This is a genomic window from Georgenia daeguensis (assembly GCF_039537705.1).
In the GTDB taxonomy this organism is placed as follows: Bacteria; Actinomycetota; Actinomycetes; order Actinomycetales; family Actinomycetaceae; genus Georgenia; species Georgenia daeguensis.
Genome location: NZ_BAABBA010000017.1, coordinates 1 through 15,774, shown reverse-complemented (window position 1 = coordinate 15,774; position 15,774 = coordinate 1). Strand labels below are relative to the sequence as shown.

The 15,774-nt window shown below is 73.5% G+C and carries 15 protein-coding genes and 1 tRNA gene; 4 read left to right on the top strand and 12 right to left on the bottom strand.

Annotated features, from left to right (window positions below):
* Window positions 1-119: 119 nt before the first annotated feature.
* Entirely contained in the window at window positions 120-1,661 is a 1,542-nt protein-coding gene (locus ABD774_RS15490) for an NAD(P)/FAD-dependent oxidoreductase (RefSeq protein WP_345043031.1), read from the bottom strand.
* Between the two features lie 159 nt (window positions 1,662-1,820).
* Window positions 1,821-1,894 (bottom strand) — tRNA-Leu (locus tag ABD774_RS15485).
* A 205-nt stretch (window positions 1,895-2,099) separates the two neighbouring features.
* Here ABD774_RS15485 and nhaA (ABD774_RS15480) point away from each other — a divergent pair.
* Window positions 2,100-3,341, top strand: coding sequence for a Na+/H+ antiporter NhaA (nhaA, locus tag ABD774_RS15480; RefSeq protein ID WP_345043029.1), 1,242 nt, complete (start codon window positions 2,100-2,102; stop codon window positions 3,339-3,341).
* 15 nt (window positions 3,342-3,356) lie between these two features.
* Here nhaA (ABD774_RS15480) and ABD774_RS15475 read toward each other — a convergent pair whose 3' ends face one another.
* On the bottom strand, window positions 3,357-4,316 hold the full coding sequence (locus ABD774_RS15475) for a Ppx/GppA phosphatase family protein (protein WP_345043027.1): 960 nt from the start codon (window positions 4,314-4,316) through the stop codon (window positions 3,357-3,359).
* 77 nt (window positions 4,317-4,393) lie between these two features.
* Between ABD774_RS15475 and ABD774_RS15470 the strand changes: the two genes are divergently transcribed.
* Genes ABD774_RS15470 through ABD774_RS15460 form a run of 3 tightly spaced genes read left to right on the top strand, consistent with a single transcriptional unit; the run spans window position 4,394 to window position 6,847 of the window.
* Entirely contained in the window at window positions 4,394-4,855 is a 462-nt protein-coding gene (locus ABD774_RS15470; protein ID WP_345043025.1) for an aminoacyl-tRNA deacylase, read from the top strand.
* Between the two features lie 34 nt (window positions 4,856-4,889).
* On the top strand, window positions 4,890-6,314 hold the full coding sequence (locus ABD774_RS15465) for a phenylacetate--CoA ligase family protein (protein WP_345043023.1): 1,425 nt from the start codon (window positions 4,890-4,892) through the stop codon (window positions 6,312-6,314).
* Window positions 6,311-6,847: a nitroreductase/quinone reductase family protein gene (locus ABD774_RS15460; protein WP_345043020.1), complete on the top strand. Its 537-nt coding sequence runs from the start codon at window positions 6,311-6,313 to the stop codon at window positions 6,845-6,847. Before ABD774_RS15465 ends, ABD774_RS15460 begins: the two co-directional genes overlap by 4 nt.
* An 18-nt stretch (window positions 6,848-6,865) precedes the next feature.
* Here the strand turns inward: ABD774_RS15460 and nhaA (ABD774_RS15455) are convergent, their stop codons facing one another.
* The 9 genes from nhaA (ABD774_RS15455) to ABD774_RS15415 form a co-directional block, all read right to left on the bottom strand.
* Window positions 6,866-8,128, bottom strand: a complete 1,263-nt coding sequence (gene nhaA / locus ABD774_RS15455) for a Na+/H+ antiporter NhaA (protein WP_345043018.1) — start codon at window positions 8,126-8,128, stop codon at window positions 6,866-6,868.
* Window positions 8,129-8,293: 165 nt separating this feature from the next.
* Window positions 8,294-8,791 (bottom strand): DUF501 domain-containing protein, encoded by a 498-nt coding sequence (locus ABD774_RS15450; protein ID WP_345043016.1) that lies wholly within the window; start codon window positions 8,789-8,791, stop codon window positions 8,294-8,296.
* A 55-nt stretch (window positions 8,792-8,846) separates the two neighbouring features.
* Entirely contained in the window at window positions 8,847-9,632 is a 786-nt protein-coding gene (locus ABD774_RS15445; RefSeq protein ID WP_345043013.1) for a septum formation initiator family protein, read from the bottom strand.
* A gap of 164 nt (window positions 9,633-9,796) precedes the next feature.
* On the bottom strand, window positions 9,797-11,080 hold the full coding sequence (gene eno / locus ABD774_RS15440) for a phosphopyruvate hydratase (protein ID WP_345043011.1): 1,284 nt from the start codon (window positions 11,078-11,080) through the stop codon (window positions 9,797-9,799).
* Between the two features lie 143 nt (window positions 11,081-11,223).
* Window positions 11,224-11,784 (bottom strand): SurA N-terminal domain-containing protein, encoded by a 561-nt coding sequence (locus ABD774_RS15435; RefSeq protein WP_345043009.1) that lies wholly within the window; start codon window positions 11,782-11,784, stop codon window positions 11,224-11,226.
* A 485-nt stretch (window positions 11,785-12,269) separates the two neighbouring features.
* Window positions 12,270-13,076 (bottom strand): energy-coupling factor ABC transporter ATP-binding protein, encoded by an 807-nt coding sequence (locus ABD774_RS15430; RefSeq protein ID WP_345043006.1) that lies wholly within the window; start codon window positions 13,074-13,076, stop codon window positions 12,270-12,272.
* On the bottom strand, window positions 13,076-13,975 hold the full coding sequence (locus ABD774_RS15425) for an energy-coupling factor ABC transporter ATP-binding protein (RefSeq protein ID WP_345043004.1): 900 nt from the start codon (window positions 13,973-13,975) through the stop codon (window positions 13,076-13,078). The genes ABD774_RS15430 and ABD774_RS15425 overlap by 1 nt, the downstream gene beginning before the upstream one ends.
* The gene (locus ABD774_RS15420) at window positions 13,963-14,775 is read right to left on the bottom strand and encodes an energy-coupling factor transporter transmembrane component T (RefSeq protein ID WP_345043002.1); all 813 of its coding nucleotides are present in this window, start codon (window positions 14,773-14,775) and stop codon (window positions 13,963-13,965) included. Before ABD774_RS15420 ends, ABD774_RS15425 begins: the two co-directional genes overlap by 13 nt.
* Window positions 14,772-15,407, bottom strand: coding sequence for a hypothetical protein (locus ABD774_RS15415; RefSeq protein ID WP_345042999.1), 636 nt, complete (start codon window positions 15,405-15,407; stop codon window positions 14,772-14,774). The genes ABD774_RS15420 and ABD774_RS15415 overlap by 4 nt, the downstream gene beginning before the upstream one ends.
* Window positions 15,408-15,774 lie beyond the last annotated feature (367 nt).

The window sequence follows — 15,774 nt, the reverse complement described above, 5'->3', positions numbered from 1 at the left end:
CTCGTCGCCCACCGGCGGCCCACGGGCCGCCGCCGCCCGCTGACGCACCGGAAGGAACGACGAGGGGCGCCGGCCCGTGGCCGGCGCCCCCTCGTGCGTCGCTGTCCCTCGTGCGGGGGCTACTTCTTCTCGGCGACCTTCGCGGTGCCGGACTTGTCCGCGATCTTCGCGCCGGCGGCCGCGGGGGCCACACCGGGGGCCGCGGGCTTGTTGCCCGACGCGGCGGCGGCCTCCCACGCGGCCCGCGGGTTCTGCAGGGCGGCGAGGGAGACGAGCTCGCGGCGGAAGAACAGCGCCTCGGTCCAGTCCGCGAGGATGCGGACCTTGCGCTCGAAGGACGGCATCGCGAGCACGTGGTAGCTGCGGTGCATGAACCAGGCGAGCGGGCCGCGGAACTTGAAGCCCATGATCTGCGCGACACCCTTGTACAGGCCGAGAGACGCCACGGTGCCGATGTTCTCGTGGCGGTACTCCTCGGGCTGCTCCCCGCGCAGCACCCGCGCGAGGTTCTCGCCCAGCTGCTTGCCCTGGCGCACGGCGTGCTGGGCCGTGGGCGCGGTGGTGGCGGCGGGGTCCGAGGAGGTCAGGTCCGGCACGGCGGCGTTGTCGCCGGCGGCCCAGGCGCCCTCGACGACGGTCCCGTCCTCGTTCACGACCTGCAGCGAGGCGTTGGTGCGCACACGGCCACGAGCGTCGAGCGGGAGGTCGGTGTTCGCGAGCACCGGGTTGGCCTTGACGCCCGCGGTCCACACGATCGTGTCGGCCTCGAACTTCTCGCCCGTCGAGAGCTCCACGACGCCGTCGACGCAGGAGTTGAGGAAGGTGTTGAGGTGGATCTCGACGCCGCGCTCGCGCAGCTGCTCGATGGCGTACCCGCCCAGCTCCTCGCCCAGCTCGGGCAGGATGCGCCCGGCGCCCTCGACGATGACGAAGCGAAGGTCCTCGGGGTCGATGGAGTCGTACTCCTTGGTGGCCGTGCGGGCCATGTCCTCGACCTCGCCGATCGCCTCGATGCCGGCGAACCCGCCGCCCACGAAGACGAACGTGAGCATCCGGCGCCGCTTCTCGGCGTCCCAGGTGGAGGCGGCCTCGGCGAGCTTGTTGAGGACGCGGTTGCGCAGCGCGGTGGCCTCCTCGATGTGCTTGAAGCCGATGGCGTTCTCGGCCAGCCCGGGGATCGGCAGCGTGCGGGCGACGGACCCCAGCCCGACGACGAGGTGGTCGTAGGTGACCTCGTAGGCGGGGTCGTCGTTGACGGGCTTGATGACCGCCTTGCGCTCGGCGTGGCGGATCTCGGTGATGGAGCCGGTGAGCACGCTGGTGCCCCTGAGCTCACGACGCAGCGAGGTCACGACGTGGCGCGGCTCGATCGAGCCGGCCGCCGCCTCGGGCAGGAACGGCTGGTAGGTCATGTAGGGACGCGGGTCGACGACGGCGATCTCCGCGTCCTGACGGCCCAGGTGCTTGCGCAGCGTCGTGGCCGTGTACAGGCCGATGTAGCCGCCACCGGCGACGAGGATGCGCGGGGTGCGGCCACCGTGGAGGACCGGCCGGACCGACTCCTCCCCACGTGCCTGCAGGGACTTCGCAGCAAGGGCACCGGCGCCCGCGAGGGCGGCCACGGAGCTGCTGACGGCGAGGGAACGCAGGAAGGATGCCATGCGGTCCATCGTAAGTTCCGTACCGCCGGGGAGCCCCCCCGAGCGGGGACCTTTGTCCCGTGATAACAACCACGTCGGTGCCCTTGGTAGCCCCTGGCCGCCCAACGAGCACCTGCCCGCGGAGGTTCCCCGGGGCCCGTGCCGGCCCGCGGCCGACCGTGCCCCCAACGGGATTCGAACCCGTACTACGCCGGGTTTAAGCCGGCTGCCTCTGCCAGTTGGGCTATGGGGGCGTCGGTCCCATCCTGCCCGACCGGACCGACGCCGGCCGCACGCGTCCCGGCCACGCCGCGGCGCCGCCGTCGGGCCCATGGGAGCCGGGGCAACAGGCGGCAACTGTGCGGTTCCCCCCGCCTCGCGCCCTATCGTGGCCAGATCGAGGCCGGTCGACGCTGCCCATGCGAGCCCGGCGAGCCAGCGCAGGGAGCATGCACGACGATGAGCAGAACGACCGACCGGACACGCCCCGGGATCCTCAGCGCCTACCGCCACAAGCTCGAGAACGAGACCTTCGCGGGCATGGTGCTCCTCGCCGGCGCCGTCGTCGCCCTGATCTGGGCGAACTCGCCGTGGCGCGAGAGCTACCAGGCGCTGTCGGGGTACGTCGTCGGGCCCGAGTCGCTGCACCTCGCGCTGCCCGTGTCCGGCTGGGCCTCCGACGGGCTGCTCGCGATCTTCTTCTTCGTGGTCGGGCTCGAGCTCAAGACCGAGTTCGTCACCGGCGCCCTGCGCGACGTCAAGCTCGCGCTGGTGCCGATCCTCGCGGCCGTCTTCGGGATGATCGGTCCCGCGCTCGTCTACACCGTGATCCAGGCGGTCTCCGGGTCGGGGCGGTACGAGGGCTGGGCCATCCCCGTGGCCACCGACATCGCGTTCGCCGTCGCCGTCCTCGGCATCTTCGGCCGCGGCCTGCCGCCCGCGGTGCGCACCTTCCTGCTGACCCTGGCGGTCGTCGACGACCTGCTGGGCATCACCGTGATCGCGATCTTCTACACGGAGGAGATCCACTTCCTCGCGCTGCTCGGCTCGCTCGCTCTCATCGCCCTGTTCGCGGTGCTCGTGAACCGGCGCGTCACCTCCTGGTGGCTGCTCGTCCCGATAGCGGTGGTGGCGTGGGCGCTGATGCACGCCTCCGGCGTGCACGCCACGATCTCCGGTGTGCTGATGGGGCTCACCGTGCCCGCGCTGGCACGGCACGGCGAGCGGGAGGCCATGACCCACCGGTTCGTCGAGCGCATCCAGCCGTGGTCGGCCGGGCTCGTGCTGCCGATCTTCGCGTTCTTCGCCGCGGGCGTCTCGGTGGTGGACTCCGGGGGCCTCGGCGGGATGCTGGCCGACCCGGTCGCGATCGGCGTCTACGTCGGGCTCCCGCTGGGCAAGCTGCTCGGCATCTGGGGCGGCGTGGCACTGCTGACGAAGCTCACCCGGCTGCGGCTGGGGAGCGGCATCGACCTCGCGGACATCTTCCCGGTGGCGATGGTCGCGGGCATCGGCTTCACCGTCTCGCTGCTCATCGCGAGCCTGTCCTTCGACCCCGCCGACCCCGCCTCCGCCCACGCGCGCGTCGCCGTGCTGCTGGGCTCGTTCATCGCCGCCGTGCTCGGCGCGGTGCTGCTCCGCGTGCGCGCGGCGGTGCGGGTGCGCGGGCGTGCGGCGCAGCACCCGCGCGGCCACCGCTGAGAGGGCTGAACCGGCTCAGCGCACCAGCGACAGCGCGATCCCGTCCAGGATGTCGTGCTCGCTGGTGACCACCTGCCCGAGCGCGCCGCCGTCGGCCTCGACCTCGGCCGCGACCCGCGCGACGATCTCGGACCAGACCAGCGCGCCCGCCCCGATGACGTCCACCCGCCCCGGGTGCATGAACCCCATCGCGGCCCGCTCCTCGTGCGAGGCGTGCAGGAGCGCCGAGCACGACGCGAGGACCTCGGGAACCTCGAGCGCGGCCCCGTCGATCGCCGTCGGGTCGTAGGCCGGCAGCCCGAGCGCGTGGGCGGTGATCGTGGTGACCGAGCCCGCCAGCCCCACGAGCGTCCGCGCCCGCCCGAGCGGGACGACGGCGGAGGCGTCGTCGAGCATGCGGCGAACGTCCGCCCGGGCGGCCTCCTCCTCGGCGGCGGTGGGCGGGTCGGTGCGCAGGTGCCGCTCGGTCAGCCGCACGCAGCCGACGTCCATCGACAGCCCCTCCTGCGGTGCCGCGCCGCCGAGGACCAGTTCCGTGGACCCGCCTCCGATGTCGACGACCAGGTACGGGCCGGGGTGCGAGGGGTCGAGGACGCTGACGGCGCCGGCGAAGCTCAGCGCCGCCTCCTCCTCGCCCGAGATGACCTCTGGGGTCACGCCGAGCGCCTCGCGGACGCCGTCGACGAAGTCCTGGCGGTTCTCGGCGTCGCGGGTGGCCGAGGTGGCGACGAACCGGATCCGCTCCACGCCGAGGGTGCGGCAGCGCTCGGCGTAGTCACGTGCGGCGTCGAGGGTGCGCTCGAGGGCCGCGGGGTCGAGCCGGCCGGTGCGGTCCACGCCCTGACCGAGGCGGACGATCTGCATGCTGCGCTCGACGTCGGTCAGCCGGGTGCCGCGGGGTCCGTCCGGCTCGAGGTCGGCGACGAGGAGACGGATGGAGTTGGTGCCACAGTCGATGGCCGCTACGCGAGTCACCGGACAACCCTGCCACGACGCTCGCGTTCACCGCGCGGGCGGGGTCGGGCGCCGGCCCGGCGCATACGCTGGCCTCCATGAGCGAGGAACGCGCGATCGCGGCGCTGGAGCGGTCCGGCATCGACTTCACCGTCACCCGGCACGGCCGGGTCTCCAGCCTCGTCGAGGCGGCGGCCGCGCGCGGCGTCGACCCCGGGGCGGTCATCAAGACGCTGGTGGTGCGCCGCGGCGAGGACGACTACCTCTTCGTCCTGGTGCCGGGCGGCCGGGCGATCTCCTGGCCCAAGCTGCGGGCGCTCCTCGGCGTGAACCGGATGTCGATGCCCGACGCCGCCACCGCGAAGGACGTCACGGGCTACGAGCGGGGCACGATCACGCCGTTCGGCGCCACCCGCGCCTGGCCGGTGGTCGTGGACGGGACGATCTCCGGGACGGTCTCGATCGGGGCGGGAGCGCACGGCGTCGCCGCCATGGTGGACGCGGCCGACCTGGTCACAGCTCTCGGTGCGCAGGTCGCGGAGGTCACGGAACCCGAGTAGCGCGCAGCATCCCCGGCCGGAGGGAGCGTCCGCGATGAGCGAGGACCGCGAGGATCGACTCACCCTGACGGGCGTCGCCTGGGACGCCTGGCGGACGACCCGTGGCGGGCCGTTCGCGGTCGCGTCACGGCAGGAGGTGCGCCTCGAGGCGCTCGTCGCCCGGGCACGCTCCTCGTCACGTTTCTACGCCGACCACTACCGGAGCGTGCCCCCGGGGCCGCTCGGGCCCGGCGGCCTGCGGCGGCTTCCCGCCGTCGGCAAGCCTGCGCTGATGGAGCGCTTCGACGACTGGGTCACCGACCCGGCGGTCTCCCGGACGGGCGTGGAGGCGTTCGTGGCCGACGAGGCCAACCTGGGGAAGGACTTTCTCGGGCGGTACGTGGTGTTCACGACGTCGGGATCCACCGGCGAACCTGCGCTCCTGGTCCAGGATCCCCGCTCCGTCACGGTGATGACCGGGCTGTCCTACGCGCGGGCCGCCGGGGCGCTGCCGCCAGGGCTCGGTCGCCGCATCGTGGCCCAGGGGCTCCGTCAGGCCGCGGTCTTCGCACGCGGCGGGCACTTCCTCAGCACCACGATGTTCGAGAGGCGGCTGCGGGCCCATCCGGTCCGGAGACGTTACACCCGGTTCTTCTCGGTTCTGGAGCCTCTGCCCGATCTGGTGGCGGAGCTCAACGCGTTCCGACCCACCCTGCTGGCCACGTACGCCAGCACGCTGGCCCTGCTGACCGAGGAGCAGGAGGCGGGTCGCCTCAGGATCTCCCCGGTGGTCGTCACCACCGGTGGCGAGCTGCTCCTGCCCGCCGTTCGCCGACGCGCCGAGGCGGTGTTCGGATGCGTCGTGACCGAGGCCTACGCGGCGTCCGAGGCCATGCCGCTAGCCCTGCCCTGCCGTCTCGGCAGCCTTCACGTGAACAGCGACTGGTTCGTCCTCGAGCCCGTCGACGCGGCCGGGCGGCCGGTGCCCCGCGGGGCCCGGTCCGACTCGGTGCTGGTGACCAACCTCGCCAACTACGTCCAGCCGGTGATCCGCTACCAGCTCGGCGACAGCGTCGTGCTCGGGGCCGCGCGGTGCGCCTGCGGCAGCCCGTTGCCCACGATCCAGGTGGAGGGGCGCACGGACGACATCCTGCGGCTCCCGGGAACGGACGGTGGCGTCAGCGTGCTGCCCATGGCGCTCGCCACGGTCGTCGAGGAGACCCCCGGCGTGCGGCGGTTCCAGGTGCTGCAGCGGGCGCCCGCCTCGCTCTCCGTCCGCCTCGACGTCGATCCCGGCGCCGACCGGGAGGACGTGTGGCGACGCGTCCGCGACCGGCTGGACGAGCTGCTGCGCAACCATGGTTGCGGACCGGTGGATCTCGCGCTGGCCGACGAGGGCCCGCAGGTCAGCCCGCGCAGCGGCAAGCTGCGCCACGTGCTCGCCGCGGTGCAGGAGCGCCCCGAGGAGGCTTCGTCATGACGCACCGGTTCCGGAAGGTCCTGCTCTGGTGGGCCGTCGGTGCCGTGGGTGCGGTCGTGGCGTTCTTCGTCGTGCTGCGCTCGGGCGGCCCGCGCACCAAGGACGCCGTGGCGCAGTTCAACAAGCGGGTCCTCAACCCGGTCATGCTGCGACTCGCCGGGCGGCGGCACTGGTACGCGTCGGTGCTCCGGCACACCGGGCGACGCTCGGGTCGGGAGTACGCGACCCCCGTTGTCGCGGTGCCGCTCGACGGCGGCTTCGTGATCCCGCTCCCGTACGGGGAGAAGGTCGACTGGCTGCGCAACCTCCTGGCCGGTGGGCACGCCGTTCTCAGGAGCAAGGGCACCACCTACGACGTCTCCGCACCCCAGGTCCTCGACGCCGCCGTCGTCCTGCCGACGCTCGAGCCGCGCTACCAGCGGGTGTGGCGCCGGTACGACATCGAGAAGTTCGTCCGCGTGCGGGCCTCTCCGAGCGGCCCGCACGAGGGCGGCACCGCACGGGACAAACGCGTCCCGGTCACTTCCGCCTGACACCGCCCGCCCGGGCAGTCACCCCGCACGGCGGGCCACCCGCGCCCCGCGTCCGCGCACGCGGACCCGTGCGCGGGCGCGGAGGGTGACCCCGCCGAGCACCGCGGAGACCAGGGACCCGAGGAGCACCGCGAACTTGGCGTGGTCGCCGGCCGGGGTGGGGCCGAACGACAGCTCGGCGATGAGGAGGGACACCGTGAAGCCGATGCCGGCGAGCATCGCCACACCGAGCAGGTCCGCCAGGTCCACGCCGTGGCCGAGCCGCAGGCGCGTGACCTTCGTGAGGATCGCGACCCCGCCCCAGATCCCGAGCGTCTTGCCCACCACGAGGCCGGCGACGACGCCGATGGCGACCGGGTCGCCGAGCACCTCGCCGAGGCCGCCGGAGTCGACCACCGAGACGCCCGCGGCGAAGAAGGCGAAGACGGGCAGCGCGAAGCCGGCGGAGACCGGCTGGACGCGCTCGACGAACGCGTGCGTGAGCTGCTCCCGCTCGCCGTGGCGCCGCCGGGCGGGCACGGTCATGCCCATCAGCACGCCCGCGACGGTCGCGTGCACGCCCGCCTCGTGCATGAGCGCCCACGCCACGACTGCGATCGGCACCAGGAGCCACCAGGACGTGACGCGCCGCTGGACGAGCAGGCCGAAGAGGGCGATCAGCGCGAGGGAACCGACCAGCGGCAGCAGGTGGATCTCCTCAGTGTAGAAGACCGCGATCACCGTGATGGCGAGGAGGTCGTCCACGACGGCGAGGGTGAGCAGGAAGACCCGCAGCGTGGGCGGGAGACCGCGCCCGAAGATGCCCAGCAGGGCGACCGCAAAGGCGATGTCGGTGGCCGTGGGGATCGCCCAGCCGCCCATGCCGTCGGAGTCGCTGACCGCCTGGATGCCGGCGTAGATGAGTGCGGGCGCTGCCATGCCGAGCACCGCGGCTGCCATCGGGAGCAGCGCCTCGTCGAGCTTGCGCAGCGAACCGGTGACGAACTCGGTCTTGAGCTCGAGGCCCACGACGAAGAAGAAGATCGCGAGGAGCCCGTCGGCCGCCCAGGTCGAGAGCGAGAGGTCGAGGTGCAGCGCGGCCGGCCCGATCTCGTACCCGGCGAGGGCCTGGTAGGCGCCGCGCCAGGGCGAGTTCGCCCAGAGCAGCGCCAGGACGGCGGCGCCGAGCAGCAGGGCTCCGGTGAAGGTCTCGTTCTGGAGGCGGACCCGGATCCTGCGGCGCGTGCCGTAGCTCGTGGCGGTGGGGATGTGGTGGTGCCCGTGCGGCTCGCGGTGCGGCATGCGCGGCCCTTTCCGGTTCGGTCGACAAAGACGTTGCCGACCAGACTTCCCGGCGCACCGCAGGCCACCCTACGTGACGGCGACCGGCCGCGCCCGCCCGCGTCCGGGACGTGGAACCCAGCCCCTGCGTGGCTCTCGTCACGGCTGCGGGGACGGCCCGCGCCGTCAGCAGGAGCAGCGGGCGGGGCTCCAGGTGCCCTCGAGGAGGCGCAGCGTCTCGTCCCCGAACGGGTTCACCCCGGGCCCGACGGCGAGCGTGTGGCCCAGCAGGGCGTGCAGGCACTTCACGCGGGTGGGCATGCCGCCCGCGGAGACGCCCGCGATCTCCTCGACCTCTCCGAGCTCCGCCCGGCGCGCCAGGTAGTCCTCGTGGGCGCGGCGGTAGCGCTCGGCGAGCTCGGGGTCGGCGGCCAGCCGCTCGTTCATCCCCTCCATCACGTGCTCGGCCTCGAGCGTGCTCGCCGCGCGCACGGCGGGCGGGCAGGTCAGGTAGTACGACGTCGGGAAGGGGGTTCCGTCGTCGAGGCGGGGGGCGGTGCGGACCACCAGTGGCCGCCCGCACACGCAGCGGGCGGCGATCTCCACGACGCCCCTCGGCACCCGGCCGAGCTGCTCGGCGAGGACCTCGAGGTCACGTTCGGTCACGGCGGTCTGGTCGGTCACACCTCCATTGTCCTACGCGTGCCGGGCCGGGCCGACGAGCCGCGGCCGCGCGGGCTCACGGCGTCTGCTCCTCCGCCGGCACGGTCAGCCCCGAGGGATCCTCCTCGCCGACCACGGACTCCCCCGCCACCTGCACCGACTCCCACGCGCGCAGGTACCAGGGGGTCGCGGCGGCCCGCTCGACGGCGCGCTCGGCCGCCTCGGCCTCCGCCGCGCTCTCCCCGCCGGTCACCGTCTCCGGGTCGACGACGACGTAGGGCGTCTCCCCCGGCATGACGTAGCCGAGCCGGTCCCGCGCCTGGGCCTGGACGTACTCGGGGTCCTGCCACCGGGCGAGCTGGCGCTCGAGGTCGGCGTTGCGCTCCTCCGCCTCGGAGACCTGCGCGTTGAGCTCGCGCAGCTCCTCCTGCTGGGCGACGGCGTAGCGCAGCGTCGGGGCGAGCACGGCGAAGGCCATGAGGGCCACGAGGAAGAGCGCCAGGGCCCGCAGGCTCACCGTGGGGCGCGGCTCGCCGTCGGGGCCGGGCGCCCCGAAGCTGAGGAACCGTCGCGTGGCCGGCTCCGCGGCGGTTCCGGCGGTGCGGGCGGGCCGCGGCGCGGAGCCTGGGCGCGAGGCCCCCGGACGGGTCGCGGACGCAGCGGCCTTCGAGCCCTTCTGCGGGCCGGCGGGGCGTCCACCGCCCGAGGTCCCGGCGGCTCGCGCGGCACGCGATCCGGCCCTGCCCGCGCCCTGTCGCGCCTCGGGCTTGGCGCCGGACCGTGCGGGGCGCGCGGCGGAGCTCCGGCCCTGCTGGGAGCGTGCGCCGGCTGCGCGGGGCGCGCTGGGGCGGCGACTGCTCATGGGCTCCATCGTCTCCCATCGGACGCACGAACGCCGGGAGCCGCGGTGCGTGAGTCGCCCCGGAGGACGACGACGCACCGGGCTCCCGGCGTCGCGGCAGCTACCGCCCGGTCACCGGGCGGGGCCGGTCAGGGCCCCGCTGCCGGCCCGGCGGGCGGTCCCGGTCAGGCGCGCGGGGCGCGCGGGAAGGCGCTGCGACCGGCGTAGACCGCCGCGTCGTCGAGCTCCTCCTCGATGCGCAGGAGCTGGTTGTACTTGTTGATGCGCTCGCCGCGGGCGGGCGCACCGGTCTTGATCTGGCCGGCGTTCACGGCGACGGACAGGTCCGCGATCGTGGTGTCCTCGGTCTCGCCGGAGCGGTGGGAGACCATCGCGGTGAAGCCGTTGCGCTGCGCGAGCGTGACGGCGTCGAGGGTCTCGGTGAGGGAGCCGATCTGGTTGAGCTTGACCAGCAGCGAGTTGGCGGCGCGCAGCTCGATGCCCTTGGCCAGGCGCTCGGGGTTGGTCACGAAAAGGTCGTCGCCGACGATCTGGACACGGTCGCCGACCTGGGAGACCAGCTGGGCCCAGCTGTCCCACTCGTCCTCGCTCAGCGGGTCCTCGATGGAGACCAGCGGGTAGTCGGCCACGAGCTTCTCGTAGTAGGCGACCATGTCCGCGGGCGAGGTGGCCCTGCCCTCGAACTGGTAGGCGCCGTCGGAGAAGAACTCGGTGGACGCGACGTCCAGGGCCAGGGCGATGTCCTCGCCCGGCTTGTAGCCGGCCTTCTCGATGGCCTCCAGGATGAGGTCGAGCGCGGCGCGGTTGGACTCCAGGTTCGGGGCGAAGCCGCCCTCGTCGCCCAGGCCGGTGGCCAGGCCGCGGGCCTTGAGCACGGACTTCAGGGAGTGGTAGACCTCCGCGCCCCAGCGCAGCGCCTCCTTGAAGGTCGGCGCGCCGACCGGGGCGACCATGAACTCCTGGATGTCGACGTTGGAGTCCGCGTGCGAGCCGCCGTTGAGGATGTTCATCATCGGCACGGGCAGCAGGTACGCGTTGGGGCCGCCGACGTAGCGGAACAGCGGAAGTCCGGCGGACTCGGCCGCGGCCTTCGCGACGGCGAGGGAGACGCCCAGGATGGCGTTCGCGCCGAGCTTGCCCTTGTTGGCAGACCCGTCGAGGTCGATGAGGGTCTGGTCGATGATGCGCTGCTCGGTCGCCTCGATGCCGAGGACCTCGGGAGCGATGGTGTCGATCACGGCGTCGACGGCGTTCTGCACGCCCTTGCCCAGGTAGCGGGAGCTGTCGCCGTCACGGCGCTCGACGGCCTCGAACGCGCCGGTGGACGCGCCGGAGGGCACTGCCGCGCGCGCGACGGTGCCGTCCTCGAGCGCGACCTCGACCTCCACGGTGGGGTTGCCGCGCGAGTCAAGAATCTCGCGGGCGCCAACGGCCTCGATGCTGGCCACAGGTGACTCCTTCAGTCGGTGGGTGGTGCAGGTTCGCAAACATCGTCAACCGTAGTACGGGGCAAACCCGACAGCGAGGGACCATCCGCCCGGGGAGCGGTACCAGGGTGTGTGAACAGCGCCACGCCGTCGGCGTGGCCCGGTCAGCCGGCGGGCGTGGGGACGGGCTCGCCCTGGTGGATCCAGTCGCGCACGGTCGGGACGAAGGCACCGGCGTCGTCGGTCTGCGCGTAGCGCGGGTTGACCTCGATGTCCGCCTCCTGCCGTGCCGTCTCGGCCTCGGCGAAGATGGCCTGCGCGTCCGGGGAGGCGTAGATCTCGTTGTACTGCAGCAGGTAGCGGCCGAGGTCGAGGAACGCCTCGGACTCGACGTCGGGACGCTGCGCGGCCCCGCCGAGGGACGCCTGCTCGAGGAAGAACTGCTGCACCTCGGCGTCGGAGACGGCGTAGCCAGCCTCGGTCGCGATCGGGTCGAGCAGCTCGCCCTCGACCAGGGTGTTGAGCACCGCCACCGGGGTGACGTCCTCCTGCCCGGTCAGGGCGATGAACTCGGAGGTGGCCTCGTCGACCTCGTTCTCGCTGATCGTGGTGCCGTTGACCGTGGCCGCGGTGCCCGGCTGGGCGGAGCACCCGGCCAGGGCGAGCCCCGCCGCGGCGAGCGCGGCGGCGGTGCGGATCAGGTGCGAGGGGCGCGTGCTGGCCACCGGTGAACCTCCGAGTCTCCCGGCGCTGGGTGCGGTCCGGGCTGTGGTGCTGAACCGTCTTCATCGTAGAGGCACCCGGCCGGGACCTCGTGCACCGTCCGGCGCCGGTCGTGTGCATCGTCCGGCGCTGGTCGCGTGCATCGTCCGGCGCTGGTCGCGTGCATCGTCCGGCGCCGGTCCGGAAACCGGTGGCCCCGGGGGGCGGCTCCGGAGCGGGAGCCTTCGGCCGCCACGAGGGGGGCCGGGCTTTCAAGTGCTCTCGGGCAGATCAAGTCGGTCCAGAAGCACTTCGTCTGCGCAGGAGCACTTCCCCAGGGCGCGTCCGGCCGCACCCGCCGCGCCGCACCCCGCCGCACCCGCCGCGCCGCACCCCGCCGCACCCCGCCGCGCCGCACCCCGCCGCACCGGAGCCCGCCGCGCGCGCCGAGTGTGGCTCGCAGGAACAGGATCCAGCGGCGAGCGGGGCGGGTTCGGGCCGGTCCGCCTCAGCTCCGCGCGCGCAGGGCGTCAGCGAGCGCGTCGACGCTGAGGCCGACACCCGTCAGCCCCAGCCGCGCGGCCAGCTCGACGACCGCCGGCTGCGCGAGCCGGGCCGCCGACATCGCCGCGGCGTCGGCGAAGATCTCCGCAGCGGGCCCCTCGCGCACCACCCGCCGCTCGGCCATCACCACCACCCGCTCGACGTGCCGGGCCACGAACTCCATGTCGTGGGTGATCGTCACGACCGCGCGGCCGCGCGCCGCCAGGTGGGACGTGATGTCCGCGATGCGGTCGAGGCCGGCCAGGTCCTGCCCCGCGGTGGGCTCGTCCAGGACGACGGCGTCGGGGTCCACGGCGAGCACCGACGCGATGGTGACGAACTTGCGCACCGACAGCGGGAGGTCGTGCGGGTTCTCCTCGAGCAGGCCGCGCAGGCCGGTCAGCTCGGCGGCCTCGTCGACGCGCCGCCCCGACTCCTTGCCGTCCAGGCGGAGCCGGCGCAGCCCGTACGCGATCTCGCGCCGGACGGTGCTGTTGAAGATCTGGTCGTCGGGGTTCTGGAAGACGTACCCCACCCGGCGTGCCACCTGTGCGGCCGTGCGGGTCCGCGTGTCCACCCCGTCCACCCCGACGGTGCCCGCCGTAGGCCGCAGCAGCCCGTTCATCATCTTCACCGTGGTGGTCTTGCCGGCGCCGTTCTGGCCGATGATCGCCACCGACTCCCCCGGGTCGACGGCGAGCGAGACGCCCTCCACGGCGAGCGTGCCGCCGGGGTAGCGGAACGAGACCTCCTCGAGCTCGACGAGCGCCATCACGCCTCCCCCGCGGCCCCGGCCGGGCCGACGTCGGCTCCGCCGTCGTCCCTGGCCCCGAGGGCGGCAGCGAGGGCGCCGACCGTCAGCGGCGCCCCGGGGACGTCGATGCCGCGCTCGCGCAGGGCCCCGGCGAGCCGCACCGCCTCGGGCAGGAGGGTGCCGTGCGCGGCGGTGCGGGGGTCGGTGAAGACCTCCTGCGGGGTCCCGGCGAGCACCACCTCGCCGCCGTCGAGCACCACCACCTGGTCCGCGTGCTCCGCCACGAGGGACATCTTGTGCTCGACGAGCACCACCGTCCGGCCGGCCTCCTTCATCGCGGCGACCAGCGCGAAGACGTCCTCGGTCGAGCGGGGGTCGAGCTGGCTGGTGGGTTCGTCGATCACCAGCACCGGCTGCTCCATGATCAGCACCGCCGCCAGCGCCACCCGCTGCTGCTGGCCACCGGAGAGCTGGAACGGGTGGCGGTCGCGCAGGTCGGCGAGGCCGGCGCGTACGAGCGCCTCCTCCACCCGCTCGCGGGTCTCGGTGGGGGGCACCCCGAGGTTGCCCAGGCCGAAGGCGAGCTCGTCGAAGACGGTGTCGGTGATGCCGCTCATCTGGGTGAAGGGGTTCTGGAAGACGTACCCGATGCCGCGGGCCAGCTCGTCCTCGTCGGCGGCCGCCACGTCCTGCCCTCCCACGCGGACGGTCCCGGACAGCTCGCCCTTGTAGAAGTGCGGGACGAACCCGCGGATCGCGTGGCACAGCGTGGTCTTCCCCGCCCCGTTGGGCCCGACGACGGCGCAGAGCGTCCCCGCCGGGACCGCCAGCGAGACCCCGCGCAGCACCGGCTCGTCCGCGCCCGGGTAGGTGTAGACGAGGTCGGTGACCTCCACGGCGGCGCTCACAGCACCCACAGCACGATCCTTCCGACGACGGCGACCGCCAGGACGGCCCACAGGAGGGTCCGCACCGCACGGTCCCGGCGGGTGTCGACGACGGCGTACAGGGAGGTCCGCGGGCCGGAGAGCGTGAAGCCGCGGGACTGCAGGGCGAGCGCCTTCTCCTCCACGGACAGCACCGAGCTGAGGATCAGCGGGACGAGGGTGGGCAGGAAGGCGCGGGTGCGGACGAACCAGTTGGCGTCCGTCTCGATGCCGCGGGCGCGCTGTGCGTCGAGGATCGCACCGGTCTGCTTGCGCATCTCGGGGATGAGGTTGAGCGCGGCGACGACGACGTAGGTGGCCTTGGGCGGCACGCGGCGCCGCTCCAGCTCGAGCATGACCCGGCGGCGGTCGCTCAGCTGCGCGGCGAGCACGAGCGGGGTCCCGGCGCCCATGATGCGCGCCGCGAAGGACACGCCGCGCTCGAGGCCTTCGAGGGTGCCGTCCAGGATCCAGAGGCTGAAGAGGATCGTCGGCCCCTCGATGAAGAGGGTCTGCAGGGCGACGATGACGACGCTGAGCAGCACCACGGTGGAGGCCCACGCCGCGAGGAACGGGCGGAGCCGGCGCGCGGCGGCGGCCACCAGTACGCACACGAGGACGACGGCGCCCACCGACCACAGGCCGGCGAGCTGGGAGAGCACGGCGAGTACCACGCCGAGGACCACGACGGTCGTCGGGTTCAGGGCCAGGACCGGGTTGGGGTCCGTCAGGACCTGGACGCCCGGTCCTGGGCGCAACCCGGGGTCGGTGGATGCTGCGCCGTCGGTCACGGCGCCGTGCGTGCGGCGCCGCGCTCCCGCTTGCGGGCGGCGACGAAGATCTCGCCGTTGGGGAAGCGCAGCAGGGCGCGGTTCGACAGCGACCGCACGACGAGCGTCGCGATACCGACGGAGAGGAACTTGTCGATCAGCTCGGCCGGCGTGTGGGAGGCGACGATCGCCCAGAAGAGCGGCAGGTCGGAGTAGTCGTTGATCGCGCCGGTCAGGATCGAGACGCCCGAGGTGGTGAAGCCGCCGTAGAGGTAGTAGCTCAGCAGCACCGAGACCGCTACCGAGATGACGGTGACGATGAGGGCGCTGATCGCCGCCTTCGCCCACGTGGTGAACATCCCGCGCCGGGCGAGCCACCCGACGAGGAAGCCCATCGCCGCGGCCAGGACCGACCACGGCGCCATGGTCGGGTCCGCGACGGAGAGCAGGAGCACGCTCAGCGCCCCGGTGACCAGCCCGATCCAGGGCCCGGCCAGCATCGCGACGAGGAAGGTGCCGATGGAGTCGAGGAAGATCCACAGCTGGAGCGTCTTGGCCAGCTGCCCCCCGACGACGTTGATCGCGATGGCCACGGGGATGAGGAGGATGGCCATGAGCGTGAAGTCACGCTTGATCGAGGCACCGAGACCCATGTCGAGCTCCTTCGTCAGGCCCGCTGCGGGCGCGGGCGTCCCCCGGCTCTCGATGCCGAGGGTGCCACAGGTTCCCGCGCCCCGGGCCCCCTTGGCAACCAGGCGCGGCGGTGCGTCACCGGATCGAGACACGCCGGGGAGTCCTGCGGGTGCGCAGCGGACCGCGCGCACCCGCTCGCACGCGCCGCACGAGTTCCCGGCCGTTCTCGGTGCCTCTTCGTGTCTCCGGCGCGTGTTGCAGCACGCACGGAACGACCGAGCACGCACCGAAACCGGCGGGGCGGCGGGCGGCGGGCGGCGGGCGGCGGGGCGGCGGGCGGCGGGCGGCGGGACAACGGTTCTCCAGTGGTTCGTCGGTCGGTGGTCA